Source organism: Xanthomonas sp. Leaf148, assembly GCF_001423585.1.
Taxonomy (GTDB): Bacteria; Pseudomonadota; Gammaproteobacteria; order Xanthomonadales; family Xanthomonadaceae; genus Xanthomonas.
Window position 1 is genome coordinate 167,682 of sequence record NZ_LMOP01000009.1, and the last position, 20,692, is coordinate 188,373.

General features: G+C 64.6%; 18 protein-coding genes. 17 read left to right on the top strand and 1 reads right to left on the bottom strand.

What is annotated here, in order from left to right; translation table 11 throughout:
• Position 1: 1 nt before the first annotated feature.
• The 17 genes from gspE to ASF90_RS13095 all read left to right on the top strand — a co-directional run bounded on the left by gspE (position 2) and on the right by ASF90_RS13095 (position 18,792).
• Complete coding sequence (gspE, locus tag ASF90_RS13015) at positions 2–1,495, top strand: type II secretion system ATPase GspE (protein WP_055850701.1); 1,494 nt, start codon at positions 2–4, stop codon at positions 1,493–1,495.
• The gene (gene gspF / locus ASF90_RS13020) at positions 1,482–2,681 is read left to right on the top strand and encodes a type II secretion system inner membrane protein GspF (RefSeq protein WP_055851401.1); all 1,200 of its coding nucleotides are present in this window, start codon (positions 1,482–1,484) and stop codon (positions 2,679–2,681) included. Before gspE ends, gspF begins: the two co-directional genes overlap by 14 nt.
• Before the next feature lie 27 nt (positions 2,682–2,708).
• Entirely contained in the window at positions 2,709–3,173 is a 465-nt protein-coding gene (gene gspG, locus ASF90_RS13025) for a type II secretion system major pseudopilin GspG (RefSeq protein ID WP_055850704.1), read from the top strand.
• Between the two features lie 66 nt (positions 3,174–3,239).
• On the top strand, positions 3,240–3,683 hold the full coding sequence (locus ASF90_RS13030; protein ID WP_055851404.1) for a GspH/FimT family pseudopilin: 444 nt from the start codon (positions 3,240–3,242) through the stop codon (positions 3,681–3,683).
• Positions 3,667–4,044: a type II secretion system minor pseudopilin GspI gene (gene gspI / locus ASF90_RS13035; RefSeq protein ID WP_055850707.1), complete on the top strand. Its 378-nt coding sequence runs from the start codon at positions 3,667–3,669 to the stop codon at positions 4,042–4,044. Before ASF90_RS13030 ends, gspI begins: the two co-directional genes overlap by 17 nt.
• Positions 4,041–4,643: a type II secretion system minor pseudopilin GspJ gene (gene gspJ, locus ASF90_RS13040; RefSeq protein WP_055850709.1), complete on the top strand. Its 603-nt coding sequence runs from the start codon at positions 4,041–4,043 to the stop codon at positions 4,641–4,643. Before gspI ends, gspJ begins: the two co-directional genes overlap by 4 nt.
• The gene (gene gspK / locus ASF90_RS13045) at positions 4,640–5,632 is read left to right on the top strand and encodes a type II secretion system minor pseudopilin GspK (RefSeq protein ID WP_055850711.1); all 993 of its coding nucleotides are present in this window, start codon (positions 4,640–4,642) and stop codon (positions 5,630–5,632) included. The genes gspJ and gspK overlap by 4 nt, the downstream gene beginning before the upstream one ends.
• Positions 5,629–6,717, top strand: coding sequence for a type II secretion system protein GspL (gene gspL, locus ASF90_RS13050; protein ID WP_055850714.1), 1,089 nt, complete (start codon positions 5,629–5,631; stop codon positions 6,715–6,717). Before gspK ends, gspL begins: the two co-directional genes overlap by 4 nt.
• The gene (gene gspM / locus ASF90_RS13055; RefSeq protein WP_055850715.1) at positions 6,714–7,172 is read left to right on the top strand and encodes a type II secretion system protein GspM; all 459 of its coding nucleotides are present in this window, start codon (positions 6,714–6,716) and stop codon (positions 7,170–7,172) included. Before gspL ends, gspM begins: the two co-directional genes overlap by 4 nt.
• Positions 7,169–7,885 carry a type II secretion system protein N gene (gene gspN / locus ASF90_RS13060; RefSeq protein ID WP_055850717.1) on the top strand — a complete coding sequence of 239 codons (717 nt, stop codon included), beginning with the start codon at positions 7,169–7,171 and terminating at the stop codon, positions 7,883–7,885. Before gspM ends, gspN begins: the two co-directional genes overlap by 4 nt.
• 400 nt (positions 7,886–8,285) lie before the next feature.
• Positions 8,286–9,008 carry a GntR family transcriptional regulator gene (locus tag ASF90_RS13065; RefSeq protein ID WP_181113212.1) on the top strand — a complete coding sequence of 241 codons (723 nt, stop codon included), beginning with the start codon at positions 8,286–8,288 and terminating at the stop codon, positions 9,006–9,008.
• Positions 9,009–9,051: 43 nt separating this feature from the next.
• The gene (locus ASF90_RS13070) at positions 9,052–10,326 is read left to right on the top strand and encodes a sugar MFS transporter (RefSeq protein ID WP_055850720.1); all 1,275 of its coding nucleotides are present in this window, start codon (positions 9,052–9,054) and stop codon (positions 10,324–10,326) included.
• A 40-nt stretch (positions 10,327–10,366) separates the two neighbouring features.
• Positions 10,367–11,434, top strand: a complete 1,068-nt coding sequence (locus ASF90_RS13075; protein WP_055851407.1) for a LacI family DNA-binding transcriptional regulator — start codon at positions 10,367–10,369, stop codon at positions 11,432–11,434.
• A gap of 6 nt (positions 11,435–11,440) precedes the next feature.
• Positions 11,441–12,469: an SIS domain-containing protein gene (locus ASF90_RS13080; RefSeq protein ID WP_055850722.1), complete on the top strand. Its 1,029-nt coding sequence runs from the start codon at positions 11,441–11,443 to the stop codon at positions 12,467–12,469.
• Between the two features lie 2 nt (positions 12,470–12,471).
• Entirely contained in the window at positions 12,472–13,626 is a 1,155-nt protein-coding gene (gene nagA / locus ASF90_RS13085; protein ID WP_055850725.1) for an N-acetylglucosamine-6-phosphate deacetylase, read from the top strand.
• Between the two features lie 621 nt (positions 13,627–14,247).
• Positions 14,248–15,312 (top strand): S41 family peptidase, encoded by a 1,065-nt coding sequence (locus ASF90_RS13090; protein ID WP_236699269.1) that lies wholly within the window; start codon positions 14,248–14,250, stop codon positions 15,310–15,312.
• A 903-nt stretch (positions 15,313–16,215) separates the two neighbouring features.
• A complete protein-coding gene (locus ASF90_RS13095) occupies positions 16,216–18,792 on the top strand; it encodes a TonB-dependent receptor (protein WP_055851409.1) in 2,577 nt (858 codons plus the stop codon).
• A 56-nt stretch (positions 18,793–18,848) separates the two neighbouring features.
• Here ASF90_RS13095 and ASF90_RS13100 read toward each other — a convergent pair whose 3' ends face one another.
• Positions 18,849–20,576, bottom strand: a complete 1,728-nt coding sequence (locus ASF90_RS13100) for an ATP-binding cassette domain-containing protein (protein ID WP_201782831.1) — start codon at positions 20,574–20,576, stop codon at positions 18,849–18,851.
• Positions 20,577–20,692 lie beyond the last annotated feature (116 nt).

Sequence of the window (20,692 nt, forward strand, 5' to 3'; positions counted from 1 at the left end):
CATGAGCACTGCGCACGCCAGCATTTCCTATGCGTTCGCCAAGCGCCACGGCGTGGTGCTGCTCGGTGCCGACGACATTGCACAGATCGGGCTGCGTGATGGTGCCGATGTGCACGCCTTGATCGAGTTGCGTCGTGCGCTGGGCATGCCGTTGCAGGTGCGCACGCTGGCACCGGCGGTGTTCGACCGGCATGTGTCGGAGATCTATGCCGATGCTGGCATGGAGCAGGGCGTGCAGGTCGAGGCGCTGGATCTGCATGGAAGCCTGGATGCATTGATCGACGATATTCCCACCGCCGATCTGCTCGACAGCCAGGACGATGCGCCGATCATCCGCCTGATCAACGGCATCATTGCCGAAGCCGCGCGCCTGGGCGCGTCCGACGTGCATCTGGAATCCTACGAATCGCGACTGCGCGTGCGCCTGCGCGTGGATGGAGTGATGCGCGAAGCGGCTACGTTGCCCGGACGCATCGCACCGCTGCTGGTGTCGCGCGTCAAGGTGATGGCCCGCCTGGATATCGCCGAAAAACGTGTCCCCCAGGACGGCCGGGTGTCGCTGGTGATGGGCGCAAAGGCGTTGGACGTGCGCGTGTCCACCTTGCCCACGCGCAACAGCGAGCGTGTGGTGCTGCGTATCCTGGACAAGGAGCAAGGCAGCTTGTCGTTGACCCAGTTGGGCATGCCCGCGGCAGTGATGCACACCGTGCAGCGCGCATTGCAGGTGCCCAACGGCATCGTGCTGGTGACCGGCCCCACCGGCTCGGGCAAGACCACCACCCTGTACGCCGCGTTGAGCCTGCTCAACGATGGCTCGCGCAATATCCTCACCATCGAAGACCCGGTGGAATACGCCATCGACGGGGTCGGCCAGACCCAGGTCAACGCGCGTGTGGGCATGACCTTCGCCGCCGGCTTGCGCGCCATCCTGCGCCAGGACCCGGACGTGGTGATGATCGGCGAGATCCGCGATGCCGAGACCGCGCAGATCGCGGTGCAGGCCAGCCTCACCGGCCACCTGGTGCTGTCCACCGTGCACACCAACGATGCGGTGGGCGCGGTCACGCGTCTGCGCGACATGGGGATCGAACCTTTCCTGCTGGCATCGAGCCTGCGCCTGATTCTGGCGCAGCGGCTGGTGCGGCGGCTGTGTCCGCAGTGCTGCACGCCGCGGCCACTGGATGCAGCCGCGCGGCAGCTGCTTGCGGTCGACGACGATGACGGTGCAACCGTCTATGCAGCGGTGGGCTGCGCGGTGTGCCATCACAGCGGCTATGCAGGGCGCGTGGGCATTTACGAAGCCATTGCGGTGGACGATGCGCTGCGCCGCCTGATCGGCGACAACGCCGACGAAGATGCGCTGGCGGCAGTCGCGTTCGCACGCGCGCCGCGGTTGGGCGATGCCGCACGCGCAGCGGTGCTGCAGGGGCTCACCACGCTGGAAGAAGCCTTGCGCGTCACCCGCCAGCAGGACGATGCGCATGCCGCGGTTTGATTACACCGTGCTCGATCTGCAGGGGCGCAGCCGCCAGGGCGTGATCAGCGCCGACAGCGTGCACAGTGCGCGCGCCCAGCTGGAGCAGCGCCAATGGGTGCCGGTGCGCATCGCTGCCGCAGCAGCTGCATCGACCGCCGTGCATGCGGCACGCTTCAGCGGCAAGGATCTGGTGTTGTTCACGCGCCAGCTGTCGACGCTGGTGGAAACCGCGCCGTTGGAAGAAGCCTTGCGCACCATCGGCACGCAATCCGAACGTCGTGGCGTACGCCGCGTCACCAGCCAGACGCATGGCTTGGTGGTCGAAGGCTTTCGCCTATCCGATGCGATGGCACGCCAGGGCAAGGCATTTCCGCCGCTTTATCGCGCCATGGTGGCCGCAGGCGAAAGCGCTGGCGCGTTGCCGCAGGTGCTTGAACGGTTGGCCGATCTGCTCGAGCGACAGGCGCAGGTGCGCAGCAAGCTGCAGTCCGCCTTGGTCTACCCGGCCGCGTTGGCGTTGACGGCCGGTGCGGTGGTGATCGTGTTGATGACCTTTGTCGTGCCCAAGGTGGTGGACCAGTTCGATTCGATGGGCCGCGCCTTGCCATGGCTCACGCGCGCGGTGATCGCGGTGTCGAACTTCCTGCTGCATGCCGGCATTCCGTTACTGGTTGCGCTGGTGATTGCGGTCATCGCCGCGTTGCGGTTGCTCAAACGCCCGGCGTTGCGGCTGGCTGCGGATCGCGCACTCTTGCGCGCGCCTTTGCTTGGCCGGCTGATCCGCGACCTGCACGCCGCGCGCATGGCGCGCACTTTGGCGATCATGGTCAACAGCGGCCTGCCGCTGATGGAAGGCCTGATGATCGCCGTACGCACGGTCGACAACCGCGCATTGCGGCTGGCCACCGACAGCATGGTCACCGCCATCCGCGAGGGTGGCAGCCTGGCCGCGGCGATGAAGCGCGCCGGCGTGTTTCCGCCCACGCTGCTGTACATGGCGTCCAGCGGCGAAAACAGCGGACGCCTGGCGCCGATGCTGGAACGCGCTGCCGATTATCTGGAGCGCGAGTTCGAATCCTTCACCACCGCGGCGATGAGTCTGCTGGAGCCGGCCATCATTGTGCTGCTCGGCGGCGTAGTGGCGGTGATCGTGCTGTCGATCCTGTTGCCCATCCTGCAATTCAACACCCTCGCGCTTGGCTGAGCGCGGCCGCTTTCTTCGGAGATCCACATGCAGTCCTCCCAATGTCGTGCACTCGCCGGCTCGCCTGTCTCTCGCAGTGGCGTGCGCGGTTTTACCCTGGTCGAGTTGATGGTGGTGATCGTCATCATCGGCCTGCTGGCCACCGTGGTGATGATCAACGTGATGCCCAGCCAGGACCGCGCCATGGTCGAAAAGGCGCGCGCCGATGTCGCGGTGCTGGAGCAGGCGCTGGAAACCTACCGCCTGGACAACCTGACCTATCCGACCACCGAGCAGGGCTTGCAGGCCTTGCTCAACCCGCCGAGCGGCCTGACCCGGCCGGAGCGCTATCGGCAGGGCGGTTACATCCGTCGGTTGCCTGAAGACCCATGGGGCCACGCGTATCAGTTCCGTCGCCCGGGCCGAAACGGCGGTTTCGACGTCTACTCGTTCGGTGCCGACGGAGCCGAAGGTGGCGATGCCGATAATGCCGACATCGGCAATTGGCGCTGAGGTGCTGCTGTGCTGACTGCGTCACCCAGCGAGCAACGCGCGTCGTTACGCGGCGGGCGCGCACGCATGCGCGGCTTCACCCTGCTCGAGCTGTTGGCGGTACTGGTGATCACTGCGCTTGCCAGCACCCTGGTGGTGATGACCTTGCCGGACACGCGTCAGGGTCTGCACGATCAGGCGGACATGCTGGCCAGCGCGCTGGCCAATGCCCGCGACGAAGCGATACTAAGCCTGCGCATGGTCGAGGTGACCATCGATGCGGGTGGTTATGCAGTCCGTCGTCAGGCGCAACAGCGCTGGGTGGCACTGGACGAGACGCCGTTCGCCGCAACGCGCTGGCCGGCCGGCGTGCAGGCGCAGTTTCCGGCTGGCGGCACTCAGCTGAGCGTTCGCTTCGACCCGACCGGTGCGGCCACGCCGCAACGCATCGCGCTGGCCGATGGGCAGCAACAGGTACAGGTGACGGTGGATGCCGCCGGTGTGGTGCAGGTCGATGCGCCGCATCGATAACCACCGCGCCTGTGCCGGATTTTCGCTGCTTGAGTTGATGGTCGCCTTGGCCATCTTCGGCGTGGCCGTGGTCGGCTTGTTGAATCTGTCGGGCGAGAGCACGCGCACCGCGGTGGTGCTGGAAGAACGCATGTTGGCTGCGTTGGTTGCAGAAAACCAGGCGATCCAGGCGATGCTGGCGCCGGCCAACGCCGCAGTGGCGCCTGCGCAAGGCCAGGAGACGCTGGGTGGCCGTGGTTGGGACTGGCAGCGCCAGGCGGTGCCGGCAAGTGCCGGCATGGTGCGTATCGAGGTGCGCGTGCGCGCCGCAGGGCAAGCGCAGCAGATCGCCACCCTGAGCACGTTGCGGAGTGTGCAATGAGCCATACGCGCCGCATGCAGGGCTTCACCTTGATCGAACTGCTGGTGGCGCTGGCGGTCTTCGCGCTGGTGGCCAGCGCCGCAGTGGTGGTGATGCGGCAAAGCATCGATCAGCGCGATGCGGTGCGTGCGCGCCTGCAGCAGGTGCGCGATCTTCAACTGGCCCATGGCCTGCTGCGCAGCGATCTGCAACAGGCTGCGGTACGCCGCACCCGCAACAGCGATGGCAGCGCCGCGCGCACTGCGTTCGTTGCGCGTGCGCCCGGAACGCAAGGGCCGTTGTTCGGCTTTGTTCGGCGTGGCTGGAGCAATCCGGATCAGGCGCCACGTGCGTCGCTGCAATATGTCGAATACCGCATCGTCGATGGACGCCTGGAGCGCAGTGCGCGGCCGGCGCTGGATGGCGCGGCGGCCGGGGCGCCGCAAGTGCTGCTGCGCGGGGTGCGCTCGGCCGAGGTGGCGTTTCACTACCGCGCGCAGTGGAGCGATGGCTGGAGCGGCGGGCTGGAAGCACTGCCGGATGCGCTGTCGCTGGAACTGGATCTGGAACAATGGGGCCGCGTGCGTCAGCTGTTCCTGCTGCCGGAGGGACGCGCATGAAGACGCTGCAGGCGCCTGCGCAACAACGCGGCGTCGCGTTACTGACGGTGTTGTTGCTGGTGGCGGTGATGACGCTGCTGATGGTGGCGGTCTTGAACGACCTGCGCTTTGGCCTGCGCCGCAGCGGTAACGCAGAGGCGATGACGCAGGCGCAGTGGTATGCGCTGGGCAGCGAAACCGTCGCGCGGCAACGCTTGCAGGCGTTGGCCAGTCGCGACCCGTTGCGCACCACGCTGGAGGGCGGCTGGAACGACCAGCCGATCACCTTCCCGTTGGACGATGGGATGGTGAGCGTGCGGCTGCGCGATCGCGGCGGCTGCTTCAACCTCAATAGCGTGGTGATGGGTGCACCCGAGCAATGGCAACGCAGCGACGATGGCGCTAACCAGTATCTGGCCTTGCTGGAAGCGTTGGGCATCGCGCCGCAACAGTCACAGGCGCTGACCGATGCGCTAGTGGACTGGATCGATAGCGATACACAGCCGGGCGCGCAAGGTGCGGAAGACGACCGCTATCTGCAAGCGCCGGTGCCGCTGCGCACTGGCGCGACCTTGTTGGCGGGCGTCAGCGAGCTGCGCGCCATCGCCGGTTACACGCCGGCGCTCGTCGCGCAGCTGCAGCCCTATGTGTGTGCACTGCCCGAAGGGCGGTTGTCGCCGATCAACATCAATACGCTGCGCGCCGCAGATGCACCGGTGCTGGTGGCCTTGACCGAAGGCGCCGTGGAGTTGCCGGCGGCACGCCGCATCATCGCCGCACGGCCGGTCGGCGGTTGGCGCGATGCAGCGGCGTTCTGGAAGCAACCTGCACTGATGCAGGCGCAATTGCCCGACGCGGTGTTTCAGCAGATCGCATTACGCACGTCCTATTTTTCCCTCTACAGCCAGGTGGACCATGCCGGTGCGCAGGTTCTGCTGGAGGCATTGCTGCAACAGGACCCTGCCGGCCGTGTGCGGTTGGTGGCACGCCAATGGAGCCCCGACGAATGAGTAGCACCCTGGTGTTGTTGCCGGCCGATGCCACAACGCAGCCCATCACCGTACGCGTAGATGCACACGGCCATGTGCTGGCGCAGGACGCGTTGAATGAGCGCCCCGCGCAAACAACGCAGACCGTGCTGGTGGTGCCAGGCGTGGACGTGCATCTGCGCTGGATGGCCTTGCCTGGGCGCAGCGTCGCGCAGTCGCTGGCTGCGGCGCGGCTGCAGCTGGCCGAGCATCTGGCGGGCGATGTGCAGGCGCTGCATGTGGTGATCGCCGACCATGCAGAGAGCGATGGCATGCGCTTGGTCGCCGCAGTGGATGCGTCGGTGATGCGGCAGTGGCTAGACCGTGCAGCAGCCCTGGGCCTCGTGCCCGATGCCGTGGTGCCAGACTGTCTGCTGCTGCCCGACGCGACGGCGGATCAGCCGCCGACGCTGCTGTACTGGGATGGCCGCTTGGTGGTGCGTGGTACACGCATCGCCTGCAGCCTGGAGCCGCAGCTTGCGCAGGTGCTGATCGCAACACTCCCGGTCGCACCGGCACTGCCGCCGGATCCGGACCCAACGCACGCCATCGCGCAGTTTGCGCGGCATGCCGCCACCGCGCCGATCAATCTGCGCCAGCAAAGTTTCGCCGCGCCAACGCGCCAGCGTGCACAGCTGAGCGCACGCACGCTTGCGTGGTTGCTTGCGCTGCTGGTGCTGTCGCCTGTGTTTCTGCTGGTGGCGCAGAGCCTGCGATACGAGATCGGCGCGCAGCTCCTGCAGCGGCGCAGCGCACAGTTGATGGGTAAGAATGTCATGACGCCCGGCGCAGACACAGCCCGGCAAACCGCCGCCTCGCAGAACGCATTCGCACCGCAACTGGCCGCACTGTTCGCTGCAGTCGAAGCAGTGCCGGGCGCAGAACTGGACGCGCTCGCTTACCAGCAACAGGGTCCGCTGCGTGTCACCTTGCTGCACAGCGACGCCGCGCAACTGGAGCACTTCTCCGTCCAGCTCAGTCGCGCCGGTTGGCAGGTGCGCGCAGGCGCAGGCCAGCCCCGCGACGACAGACTCGCCACCGCATTGGAACTGGAGCCGCCGCAATGAGTACGCTGCAACGCATGCCGGTGTGGTGGCAGAGCCGCGCACCACGCGAGCGCCTCATGCTGTCGGTCATGATGGTCGCCATCTCTGCATTCATCGGCTGGTATGCGCTACTGGTGCCGCTGCGGCATTGGCACAGCAGCGCGCGGGCACGCTATGACCATGCTGCGGAGGCGCTGCTCATTGCGCGTGCAGCGCAAGCCGGCAGTACCGTGGCCGCCATTCCGCTGGCGCGCATTGCGCAAAGCGCGCGCGATGCGACTATCACCATCACCCACCAACAGCGCAGTCCTACGGGAACACTCGCATTGCAGATCGACACCGTCACCAGCCCCGTCTTGTTCGCCTGGCTGGAACAGCTGCGCCAACGCCACGGTCTGACGCCTTCGGCGCTTGAAATCAGCCGCCGCGACGGGCAACTGCAGGTGCGCTGCACGTTCTCGGGTATCGCGCTATGAGGGCAGTGCGTTGGTTGCTGCTGGGCAGCGTGTTGCTGGTCATCTGCGTCATCGCCACCTTACCGCTGCGGTGGGTGCTGCCGATCGACACGCTGCCGTTTGCCGCGCTGGAAGCGCAGGGCTCGATCTGGAATGGCACCCTGCGTGGCGTGACCTGGACCAGCATGGACGTGGGCGATGTCGGCGTGCGTCTGCGTCCGCTGCCCTTGTTGCGCGGGCAACGCCAGGTGCAGCTGCGCTCGGCCACCGCGCAGCTGGTGGCGTTGCAAGGCGTGCGGCAGGGTGTGCAGCAGGCCAACGGTCGCCTGTTGCTGCGCAAGCCGGGTGGGGTGGCCTTGCTGGACCTGTCGATCGACCTGCGCGAGGTACATGCGGTTTTCGACGCCACACGCTGCACGCAAGCGGGCGGCGATGTGGCCGCGCAAGTGCTGCCTAACGCCGGTGGCGAAGCCGCCGGGCTGCTGCCGCTGCGTCTGCGTGGCAGCCCGCGCTGCGTGGACGATGCGGTGGTGCTGGCACTGGCGCCCGATGGCGGCCTGCCCGAAGGCGTCAACCTCAGCGCCGAGCTGCGCCTGCAGCACGATGGCCGCTGGCAGTGGCGCACTCAGGTCGAGCCCGGCAACGACACCGCGCTGCAGTTGGGCCTGCAACTGCTCGGCTTCGTCCAGACGCCGGAGCGTTGGCTGGTGCGTGTCGATCAGGGGCAGCTGTAGCGCAGATGCCTGACGCCTTTGCCGTTGGGCCGGGTTACTGCAGTTGGGCATGGCCCAATGCTTCGACTTGCGCAACGGAACTGCTCGGCTACTGACCTCGGCACCGACGAAATTGGTCTGATCTACCCGGCCACAGATCGGCCGGTCGCCACCGCGCCTTGCCAGGGCCGCTGCCGATAGGACGCCCCGTCCGATGCGGACCAGTCCTCGCTGCGCCGACATTCATCGGCCAATCCGCAGATACACCGGCAGGCCACCCCAACGCCCGCCAGACCAGTCCACTCGCGCCGACACAGCACAGGGCTGGTGCGTCGCCGTCGATTGGTACTATATTGGACCTATCGAATTCGGGCGGGCGGGACTAACGATGGTCAAGGCCAAGGCGGACGCCGACAAGCGACTGGACGACCTGCACCTGGACGCGTCCGCGCCAACCCCGCTGTATCTGCAGCTGGCCGGCAAGCTCACCGATGCCATCCGTGGCGGTCAGTGGAAGGCCGGCGAAGCGCTGCCGGCCGAGCGCCAGCTGTGCGAGCGCCTGCAGATCTCGCGGGTCACCCTGCGGCAGGCGGTCGATGTGCTGGTCGAACAAGGCCTGGTCTCGCGTCGCCAGGGGGCCGGCACCTTTGTCACCACCCAGATCCAGCACCAACTCAGTGGTCTAACCAGTTTCAGCGAAACGCTGCGCATCAAGGGCTATGAGCCCGGCACGCGCTGGCTGGAGCGGCGTCTGCGCCCGGCGCATGGCGAAGAAATCCTGCGGCTGGGCTTGTCGCCGGATGCGGCGGTGGCCTCGCTGACGCGCCTGCGCAGCGCCGACGACCGCGTCATGGCCTACGAGCACGCGGTGTTGCCGCAGCGTATCGTCGCCGACCCGCAGCAGGTGGGCGATTCGCTCTACAGCTATCTGGATGCGCAGGGCACACCGGTGGTGCGCGCATTGCAGTACTTCCGCGCGATCAATCTGCCGGCGCGTCTGGCCGAACATCTGCGCATGAAAACCGGCGAGGCGATTCTGCACGTGGTGCGCGTGGGCTACACCCGCGACGGCAGCGCAATCGAATTGACCGATACCTATTGCCATAACGACTTCTACGACTTCGTCGCCGAACTGCGCCGCTGACGCTAACGGCATTCCTTACGACAACCTCAGAGCCAGCCGATCCATGACTACCGCCAGGCCCGCAAATCCCGTTGTCTCGATCGCCATCGTCGGCGTGCTGTTTTTCATCATCGGCTTTTTCACCTGGATCAACGGGCCGCTGATCACCTTCGTGCGGCTGGCGTTCGACCTCAACGAGGTCAACGCGTTCCTGGTGCTGATGGTGTTCTACCTGTCGTACTTCTTTCTGGCGCTGCCGTCGTCGTGGATTCTCAAGCGCACCGGTATGAAGAAAGGCCTGGCCTTGAGCCTGGTGGTAATGGCGGTGGGCGCGGCCGCGTTCGGCCAGTTCGCCACGCAGCGCTGGTATCCGGGCGCATTGGGCGGGCTGTTCGTGATCGGTAGCGGCCTGGCCTTGCTGCAGACTGCGATCAACCCCTACATCAGCATCCTGGGGCCGATCGAAAGCGCCGCACGCCGCATCGCGCTGATGGGCATCTGCAACAAGATCGCCGGCATCCTGGCGCCGATCCTGATCGGCTCGCTGGTGCTGCACGGGATCGGCGATCTGTCCGCACAGGTGGCCAGCGCCGATGCCGCGACCAAGGAAACCTTGCTCACTGCGTTTGCCGCCAAGATCCACGCACCGTATCTGGTGATGTCCGGCGTGCTGTTGGTGCTGGCCATCGGCGTGCTGTTCTCGCCGCTGCCGGAACTCAAGGCCTCCGAAGCCAACGCAACGCCTGGTGCTGCCGGCGTGCAGAAATCCAGCATCTTCCAGTTCCCGCATCTGTGGCTGGGCGTGCTGTGCCTGTTCGTCTATGTGGGCGTGGAAGTGATGGCCGGCGATGCCATCGGCACCTACGGGCATGGCTTCAACCTGCCGCTGGACAGCACCAAGCTGTTCACCTCCTACACGCTGGGCGCGATGCTGCTGGGCTACATCGCTGGCCTGGTATTGATCCCGGCAGTCATTTCGCAGGCGCGTTACCTGAGCATCTCGGCGGTGCTGGGTGTGGTGTTCTCGCTGGGTGCGTTGTTCACCCATGGCTATGTGTCGGTGGCCTTCGTGGCTGCACTCGGATTCGCCAACGCCATGATGTGGCCGGCGATCTTTCCGCTGGCCATTCGCGGGCTCGGCCGCTTTACCGAGATCGGCTCGGCGCTGCTGGTGATGGGCATTGCCGGCGGCGCGATCATTCCGCAGCTGTTCGCCATTCTCAAGCAGCATTACGACTTCCAGGGCGTGTTCGCTGCGCTGATGGTGCCGTGCTATCTGTACATCCTGTTTTATTCGCTGCGCGGTCATCGCGTGGGCCTGCCGGCCCAGGCTAAGTGAGCGACGCGGCATGATGCGTTCCGACGAACAAGGCACTTCCATGCGCAGGCCCACTATCAAAGACGTCGCCGAGCGCGCCAAGGTCTCGTTGAAGACCGTGTCGCGGGTGATCAACAACGAGCCATCGGTGATGCAGGCCACGCGTGCGCGCGTGCTGCGCGCCATCGCTGATCTCGATTACGAACCCGATCCGTCCGCACGCAATCTGCGTAGCGGCACGCCGTTCGTGATCGGGCTGGTCTACGACAACCCCAACCCGTATCACATCATCGGCATCCAGAACGGCGTGCTGGCCGCCTGCCGCGAAACCGGCTTTGGCCTGCAGATCCATCCCTGCGATTCCACTTCGCCGTTGCTGGCCGAAGAACTGGCCGAATGGGTGCAGCGCTCGCGTCTGGCCGGTGTGGTGTTGACCGCGCCGATGTCCGAGCGCCCCGAACTGCTCGCCGGCCTGGCCGCGCGCGGCATCAAGAGCGTGCGCATCATCGCGTCCACCGAAGATCCCGGCGACGGCCCGTGCGTGTATATCGACGACCGCGATGCCGCATATGAAATCACCGAGCATCTGATCCAGCTTGGTCATCAACGCATCGGCTTTTTGTGGGGTGGCCCGCAGCATCGCTCCAGCGGCGAGCGCTACGCCGGCTACGAAGCGGCGTTGAAGGACTACGGCATCCCGCTGGACAAGCACCTGGTGATTCCCGGCGATTACACCTTCGACGATGGCTTCCGTGGTGCGCGCCGGTTGCTGTCGCTGCGCGAGCCGCCGACTGCGATCTTCGGCAGCAATGACGAAATCGCCGCCGGCGTGCTGGCCGCGGCCAAGTCCACCGGCATGAATGTGCCGTATCAGTTGTCGATCGCCGGCTTCGAAGACAGCCCGTTCTCTCGGCAGTCCTGGCCGGCGTTGACCACCGCAAAGCAGGCCACCGAAGACATCGCGCGGCACGCCGCACGCTTGTTGATCAGCCAGCTGCGCAGCGATGCCTACGACGACCAGCCGGCGCAATTGCAGAACCGCGGCTTCGTGCCACAGCTGGTGGTGCGCGGTTCCACCGCACCGGCGCAGACACCGGCCGCCAAATCCCTTCCCCCCGAATCCGCCTGAGTACCGATGACTCTCCCCCAGGAAACCGACACCTTGATGTTCCGCGAGGCGGCGCAAACCGCCGACGTGGTCGCCGCACAGTTCGCGCGTAACGCCGACACCATCGCTGCGCTTGCGCAGTCGTTGCGCGACAACCCGCCGCCGTTCGTGGTGACCTGCGCGCGCGGTAGCTCCGATCACGCCGCGACATATGCCAAGTACCTGTTCGAGACGCAGCTGGGCATCGTCACTGCCTCGGCATCGCCATCGGTGGGCTCGGTGTATGCCGCGCCGCTGCAACTGCGTGGCGCGCTGTATATCGTGATTTCGCAATCGGGGAAAAGCCCCGACCTGCTGCGCAATGCCGAAGCTGCCAAGGCCGCCGGTGCGCGCGTGGTCGCTCTGGTCAATGTGGAAGATTCGCCGCTGGCGCAGCTGGCCGATGTGGTGATTCCGCTCGGCGCCGGCCCGGAAAAAAGTGTCGCCGCCACCAAGAGCTACCTCGCCTCGCTCGCTGCGGTGCTGCACCTGGGCGCAGTGTGGAAGAACGACCCGGCCTTGCTCGCCGCAGTGGACGCGTTGCCGCAACAACTGCGCAGCGCCTGGCAGGCCGATTGGTCTGCACTGACTACCGGTTTGACGCCCGCGCATAATCTGTTCGTGCTCGGCCGCGGCCTGGGTCTGGGCGCGGCACAGGAAGCGGCATTGAAGTTCAAGGAAACCTGCGGCCTGCATGCCGAAGCCTATAGCTCGGCCGAGGTCAAACACGGGCCGATGGCCTTGGTCGGCCCGGGCTTTCCGGTGCTGGTCTTTGCGCAGCCCGACGAAACCGGTGCCGGTACGCGTGCACTGGCCGAAGAATTCCGTGCGCGTGGCGCGCAGGTGTGGCTGGCTGCGCCCGATGGCGATCTGCCGCTTGCCGATGCCGCGCATCCGGCGTGCGCGCCGCTGCTGACCGTGCAGAGCTTCTATCGCGCCATCAATGCGCTGGCGCTGCAGCGTGGCCACAATCCTGATTTACCGCCGCATTTGAACAAGGTTACGGAAACCGTTTGAACATGGATGCTTCCCGCACTCAGGCATTGTGCAACGCACGCGTACTTACCGATGACGGCCTGCAAGAGGGCCTGGTCGTGCTGCTGGATGGTGCGCAGATCCAGGCGGTCGTGCCGGCCGACGACGTGCGCGTTGCACAGGCGCACACGCGCGTGGAGTTGGGCGGCGCCACCTTGTTGCCGGGCTTCATCGACATCCAGGTCAATGGTGGCGGCGGGGTGTTGTTCAACAACGCACGCGACCCGCAGGCACTGGCCAAGATTGCCGCAGCGCATCGCCGCTTCGGCACCACCGGCATGCTGCCGACGCTGATCAGCGATACCGCGCAGGTGATGGCCGAAGCGATCGACGCCACCCGTGCGGCCATCGCACAAGGCGTGCCCGGCGTGCTCGGCATCCATCTGGAAGGCCCGTACCTGAGCCCCGCGCGCAAGGGCACCCACGATGCGCACAAATTTCGTCTGCCGGACGCGCACGAAATCGCCGTCGACACCTCGCTGGACAATGGCGTCACCCTGATCACGCTCGCGCCCGAGCGCGTGCCGCTGGATGACATCCGCGCATTCGTGGCCGGAGGGGCGATCGTATTCGCCGGCCACACTGCGGCCACTTACGAGCAGGCGCGCGATGGCATTGCCGCTGGCGTGAGCGGCTTTACGCACGTCTACAACGCCATGTCGCAACTGGCCGGGCGCGAGCCCAACGCCGTCGGTGCCGCACTGGAAGACCCGCAGGTGTGGTGCGGCGTCATCGTCGATGGCGTGCACGTGCACCCGGCCAGCCTGCGCGTGGTGCTGGCAGCCAAACCGCGTGGCAAGGTGCTGCTGGTCACCGACGCCATGCCGATGGTCGGCGCCGACAGCCCCAGCTTCGATCTGTACGGCGAAACCATCACCGCCGTGGACGGCGTGGTACGCAACGCCGACGGCGCACTCGCCGGCTCCGCCCTGGACATGGCCACCGCGGTGCGCAACAGCGTGCAGTGGCTGGGCGTGGATCTGGCCGAAGCCGCACGCATGGCCTCGACCTATCCCGCGCAATGCATCGGCCTGGGCGACCGCCTGGGACGCATCGCACCCGGCTACCAGGCCGACCTGGTGCTGGTGGATGCGGATGTGCGGGTGCTGGGCACCTGGGTTGGCGGGCAGCGCGACTGAGGGCGTCAGCACATTTGGTGCGGCGTGCTATGAGGTAAGTGCGGCCGATGGGATCGCAGATGGCCGCGACGTGTCGCGTATCCGTGTGCAATGCCGAGGTTTGTGGCGGCATGCATGTCGCAAGCATTGCGTGGACCAGTCGCTCTCGTGACAGTTAGGTGATCCCTTCCATGCCGCCAGTCCGGAACGTCTGGTTGTAGCTCCGCCTTTGGCGGCGCAGCAGATGCGTCATCGTCGCCGATGCGGACGTGGCAGTGCGGTGTGAGCGGGCAAGGGGCCGCTGCTAGACTCGCGGCTGACTCAGGGACTACGGTGTTGCCGATGAGAAACGCATGGAAGCGGTGGTGGTTGGCGGCCTGTCTACTTTGCGTCGCGCACGCAACTGCAGCCGCAGCCAGTTGGCAACTGGTCGCCGGCGGGGCGGATTATCAGCTTGATGCGGCCCACGGTGATGAGCAGACGCCCGAGGGTGCACGGCTGCGTCTGACTGCTGGCGCCAAGCGCACGGCTGCGTTTGGTGCAGTCGCTGTGCAACTCGATGCCGTCCCGCTGCGTGGTCAGTCACTGGCGCTGGACGGCCGTCTCCACGCCTCCCGAGCGATGCAGGGTGCAAACCTGTGGATGCGCGCAGTCGATGCGCAGGGCAAGGTCCTGGCATTTGAAACCTCGCAGGCTGATCGGGTGAGTGGCAGTGCTCAGGCACGCCGTCGCATTGCGATGCAGATTCCCTCTGAAGCAAGTCGATTGGCAGTCGGCGTGGTGCTACGAGGGGATGGTGCTGTGGAGGTGACCGGCTTGCGGCTGATGGCGCAAGCCACCGTTGATGCCGCATCGGCGTCTGCGATTTTCGATATCGCCATCCCGGCCATCCGTGACCACGCATTACAGCGCACCCGGATTGACTGGGCCACCCGCGAGCCACAGCTGCGCGCACAGGCCGCAAGCATGCGCGAATCTGACGCGTATGCCGCCATTGACGCGCTGATCGCCGAGCTCGCTGACGGCCACAGCTTCCTGATACGCCCCACCGCGCTGCGCCAGATGGAGGCGCGCGCCGCCGAGCGACCCGCAGTGCAGGCACGCTTGCTGCAGCCGGATGTGGGCTATGTCGAGGTGACCGGCCTGATGACCTCGTCCAGTGATGTCAGGGGCGCCTATCAACGCGCCCTTGCCGCCGCGCTGGATAGCAAGGCATCGCAGGCGCGCTGCGGATGGATCGTGGATCTGCGACAGAACACCGGCGGCACGATGTGGCCGATGGTCAACGGGCTGCAACCGTTGCTGGGTGACGAGTTACTCGGGTACTTCGTCGACTCAACGGGCAGGCAGACACCCTGGCATGCGAGGCCGGCTGCCGGTGCGCATGCGTCGCAAACCGAGCGCGCGGTGGCCGTCCTGATCGGGCCACACACGGCAAGCTCGGGCGAGATGGTCGCCATCGCGATGCGTGGCCGCCCGGCAACGCGCAGTTTCGGCCAGCCGAGTGCGGGGCAGACCACCAGCAATCGCGCGGTTGATCTGCCCGGCGGTGGCGTGCTTGCCATTGCCAGCAGTGCCACGCAAGACCGCAATGCACGGCAACTGGACGGCGCACTGCATCCGGATGTCGTGCTTGCGCTGCAGGACGATGCCATCGACGCGGCGGCGCAGTGGTTGCGCACCCAGCGATGCGTAGAGCTTGAGTGAGACACGCAACGCGTCGTTTTTGATCGCGTTGCTATGCTCTATACGAAGTATGGCGTGCGGGCTGGGATGACACCTTCTGGCCACAGTGCGGCTAACGAGGCCGATGCCGTATTGGAGTGGGCGTGTCGTCATGTCGCAGAGATCGCTCTTCCCATCGCGCAACACCGTGCCTGCGCGCGAGCAGAGATCACGTGCGTTGCATCAGTAACGATGCGCTTAGTTCAACTGCACCAACGCAGCACTCTGCATTGCATCATTTCGTTGCGCAGCCTTTTAGCGTCGGCTCGCGGGCGCATTGGTCTGCATCGGTTGATGCCCAGACTGCGATAGCGATCACGCTGTCATTCCGTAATCGGCAGCAGAAATAGCGCATTCCGCACAAAACCCGGTAATTCTGATGTCGGGTTGACAGTGCAACTTGCGGAAGGCACCTTCGTTGATAACGTTGTCAGCGAACAGGAGCCTGTTTCACTCGATCACATCACTGTGGCCAGCCGTGCATCGGCCTGGCCTTTCGATCCGTGCGCTGTATCGAGCCGCGCGGATCGCCGCTCGCGATCCGGCACAGGGGACGGACCGCAGCATGGCGCGCGCAGCGCGCTTTAGTGCAACCCATCGGTTGCGACCTGACGTATCCGCCACGAGGTCAATGTAATGCTGTTTCCCCGTCTGTTCCCGTTGTCTGTTTCCGCAACAAGCCAACCCGCCGCGCAGTCAATCGACGTGCGCCATCATCTCTGCGCAGCATCGCAGGCCCCTTCTAAATCGCGCTTTACGACGGCTGTTGAAGCCAATTCAGCGCAGTCACGTAGCGCTTCCTTGAGTGCTGCTGCAGCCAGGCATTGGCAGCAACGCGCGCGATTGAGCGCGGCGGTGCGCGGCTTGCTGATTGGTGGGGCCGCAATGAGTGGCGTACTGGCGCTTCCCGCTTTCGCGCAGCAAAAATCCGAACCTGCGCCCGCACAACAACAGCCCGTCGCTGCGCCATCGCAGGAACAGGCGCCAGCCAACCCGTCGGTCTCCACCCTGGACGAAATCAAGGTGGTGGGCTACCAGGCCAGCCTGGGCAAGGCGCTCAACGTCAAGCGCAATGCCGATGCGATCGTCGATGCGATCAGCGCCGAAGACATCGGCAAGTTCCCGGACACCAACGTCGCCGAATCGCTGTCGCGGTTGTCCGGCATCACCGTCGACCGCCAGTTCGGCGAAGGCGAAAAGGTCAGCATCCTTGGTACCGACCCGGCACTTAATCGCGTGCTGCTCAATGGCCAGACCATCGCATCGACAAGCTGGGGTGGCGACCCCAACGACCCGGACAGCCGCTCGTTCAACTACAGCACGCTCGCGCCAGAAGTCGTGGGGCTGATGGAGGTCTATAAGACGCCGGAAGCGCGTATCGACGAAGGGTCCATTGGCGGCACGGTGATCGTACATACGCGCAAACCGCTGGATCTGGAGCGCAATACGTTGACCGGCACGGTGAGCTACGGTTACAACGACCGGTCCGAGGAAGGCAAGCCCAACGCTTCGGCGCTGTACAGCTGGAAGAACCAGGATGAAACCCTGGGTGTGCTCACCTCGGTGATGCATTCCCAGCGCGTGCTGCGCCGCGATGGTGTGGAAATCTTCGGTTACGACAACGTGGCCGGCGCGGCGTTTCCGCCTGCAGTGGTTGGCAACAACACCGGCGTGTTCCCCACCTCGATCAACACTGCGTTGTTTCAGCAGACGCGCAAACGCGATGGCATCAGTGCAGCGCTGCAGTGGAAACCCGACGCCGACTTCGAGCTCAACCTGACCGGTCTGTACGTCAAGGAAAGTTTCGACAACTATAATCAAAGCCGTTACGGCTACTGGGGCTCCAATCCTGGCGACGCGCAAGCACTGGGCTTTGAAAACGGCGTAGCCACCTCGGGCACGTTTGGCGATCAGTCCACCACGTTCCTCGACGGTTATCTGCGCAACAGCGACGTCACCACCGGCAGCATCCACTTGCGTGCCGACTGGCATGGCGATGGCTGGAATGCATCGAGCCAGGTTGGCTACACCAGCTCGCAAGGCGGTGCCGAGCGCATCTACGGCATCCAGTTCCGCAATCTTGCCGGCTACAGCTACAACATCGACGGTCGCCGCACCGCGATGGACTACAGCACCGACCCCACCAACGCAGCGGCGATGCAGCTCAATAACGCCTCGGCCAGCCATAGCCCGCAGTACGACAAAGAGCGTTACCTGCAGCTGGACTTCGACCATGCGGTGGAGTGGGGCCCGTTTACGCAGATCATGACCGGCATCAAGCTCACTAATCACGCTACCGGGCAATCGTCGTACAGCCGCACCTGGAACCCGAACGACGGCAGCACACTGGCGGATTTCTCGCCGGGCACCACGCCGTCCGGCTATCTGGACGGACTGTCGACCAGCGCCGACATGCAGCGCTGGTCCACCATCAATCGCGGTGCCATCGGTCGGTACATCGGTGGCCTGGAGGGCGATGACGGCTTGCCGATCAGCTACGCCGGCAACTACAGCATCGAAGAACAGAATCGCGCCTGGTTCCTGCAGGCCAACTTCTCCGGCGAGCGCTATCGCGGCAACATCGGCGTGCGCTACGTGCATACGCGCGATTCCACCGATGGTTTCAGCTATGCGCCGGGCGGCAGCTACACGCCGGTGAACTTTCTCAGCAGTTACGGCAAGTGGTTGCCGGCTTTCAATATCGCCTACGACCTGCGCGATGATTTGATGCTGCGCTTTGCCGCTTCCAAGGTCATCGCGCGGCCGCGCTACACCAACATGACGCCGTACGTTGCCACCGATGACACCACGTTGACCGCGTCCACCGGCAACCCCGGGTTGAGTCCTTACGAGTCGACCAATCTCGGTGCGTCGGTGGAGTGGTACTTCTCCGACAGCAGCCTGCTCAGCGGCGAGTTCTTCTCGCGCGATATCTCCAACTACATCCTGACCACGGTGCAGGACCGCGTGTTTTTCAATAACGCCACCGGTGGGTCGGGTACGTATCAGACCTCGGTGCCGACCAACGCCGGTGACGCCAAGGTGCAGGGCGTGGCGCTCAATCTGCAGCACAACTTCGGCAACGGTTTCGGTCTGGTCGCCAACTACACGTACTCCGATTCCAACACCGACGGCGATTACAGCCTGCCGTACAACTCACGCAACGCCTACAACATCAGCCCGTACTACGAGCAGGGCAAGTGGAGTGCGCGCGTCAATCTGGGCTGGCGCTCGGAGTACTTCACCCAGATCGGTCGCCTCAATGGCCAGCAGATGACCGATGCGTTCACTCAGGTGGATGCATCGTTCGGCTATCAGGCCACCGAGCGGCTGCGCGTGGCGCTGGAAGCCACCAACCTGCTGGACGAAACCTACTTCAGCTACATCGGCAACAAGAACCAGCCGTACTACATCTACAAAAACGGCCGCTCCTTCATGCTGAGCCTGAATTTCAAGATGTAAGCGTTACCGCCGGAGCGGCTGCTGGAGCGCCGCCGCTTCGTTCGGTGTCGGCGCTTTCAGCCATTGGTGCCGTTATGTTGTGTCTGCAGACGATAGAGCTCTGCATAGGCGCGGCCGTAGTGCATCAGTTCCGTGTGAGTGCCCTGCTCGATTAATTGGCCTTCTTTCAGGAAGAAGATCCGGTCCGCTTCACGCACGCTGGCCAGACGATGGGTAATAAGCACCACAGTGCGCCCGCGGCCAAGTTCGCGCAAAGACTGAAAGACGACATGTTCGGCCTTTGCATCAAGAGGTGCAGTGGGTTCGTCCCAGATCACCAGGGGCGCATCGCGAAAAATGCCGCGCGCTACTGCAAGTCGCTGCCATTGACCACTTGATAGATCATGGCCACCAATGAACTCGCGCGACAAAAGGCAGTTCCAGCCGCCGGGCAATTCCCCTATCACGTCAATCGCTTGAGCGCGTGCGGCTGCCCGATGCAGGTCTTCATCCATGGGGTCGTGACGTGAAGGCTGGCCTAGGCGGACGTTTTCGCGAACGGTGCCTGGCCAGCGCAGTGGATGCTGCGGGACGATACTTACCCGTTCGCGTAACGCATCTATCTGAAGTTGGTGGAGTTCGAAGCCATCCCAGCGGATCGTGCCGCTGGTTGGTCTATAGAGTCCTGCGATCAACTTGGCCAGAGTAGTTTTTCCGGAGCCATTTTCGCCAACCAATGCAACCGTCTGTCCTGCTTGAATACACAACGAGATGTCGTTCAGTGCAACACGTTCACTCATCCCAGGATAGCGGAATCCGACATCCTCCAGCACGATCTCATTCGGTTGTAGGGCGGGCATCACGCTGCCACCAATGGTGTGGTTTGCCATCGCCAATGCAAGAAATTCGTGATAATCGTCTACATAGAGCGCGCGTTCCGAGATCTCGTGCAGCATGCGCAGGCACTGAGCGAATGCACTGGTTGTGACCTGGATGGCGACGACGGCAGTGCCGGCTAACGCCAGATTCAACCAGCCAGCATGCAGCATCGCGGCGAGGCAACCGAAGGTGAGTAGCAATCCAACTGCCGATAGCAGGCGGCCCCGCAATAGCGTTCGTGCTTCCAGGGTTGCCTGGGTAGTCAAATGCTCTTGTAACGGAATCGCACTGCGCCGATGTTGATCGAGGACATAGCCCTGTGCCTGGCATGCGCGAATCTCCGCCGCTGCATCGCGCGATGTGGCAAGCTCGGAGATCATCCGCGCATGCCTGGTCAGCGCGATCGTCTTGTCCATTCCTGAATAGTGCAGCCTTGCCGCGGCAAGCGCGGCCCATCCCTCCGGGATGAAGGCCATCGACATGGCGAGAAGCAGCAGCGGATGCAGCCACAGCAAGGCGAGCGAGGCGGCGACAACCGACAGTAGCGCCGACAACGCTTCCGACAAGCAGACGGTCACACGCTCGATATGCAGCGCGCCGCGGTCGCGCGCGCGTTGCATACGATCGAAAAAATGAGGATCGTCGAATGCGGCCAGATCAATAGATAGGCTTGCAGCCAGAATCTGGTCGTCAGCCAGGTGCCGTACCTTGGGCACCAACTGCGCTTGTGCGGACAGACTGGCGGCGTGTGCACCGACTTTTAGCAAATGCGCGAGCAGCAATAAGGCACCGACAGGCAGGAGCTGCGCCCCCCAATCTGCTGCAGAAACGCCAGAGAGCAGTACCGTCAACACCTGTCTGAGCAGTAGCAATCCCCATACCGAAGCTGCTGCCGACAACAGCTGGCTGGCGACAAGCAGACGCATGGCAGTTGGCGCAGCTTGGCGAGCGATACCAACGACGGGTCGGATCGCTCTGGTGAGTCGCACTAGGATCGCTCCCAAGTCCTGGGAGGAAGCGTCATCTGCGATACGCCAGTAGG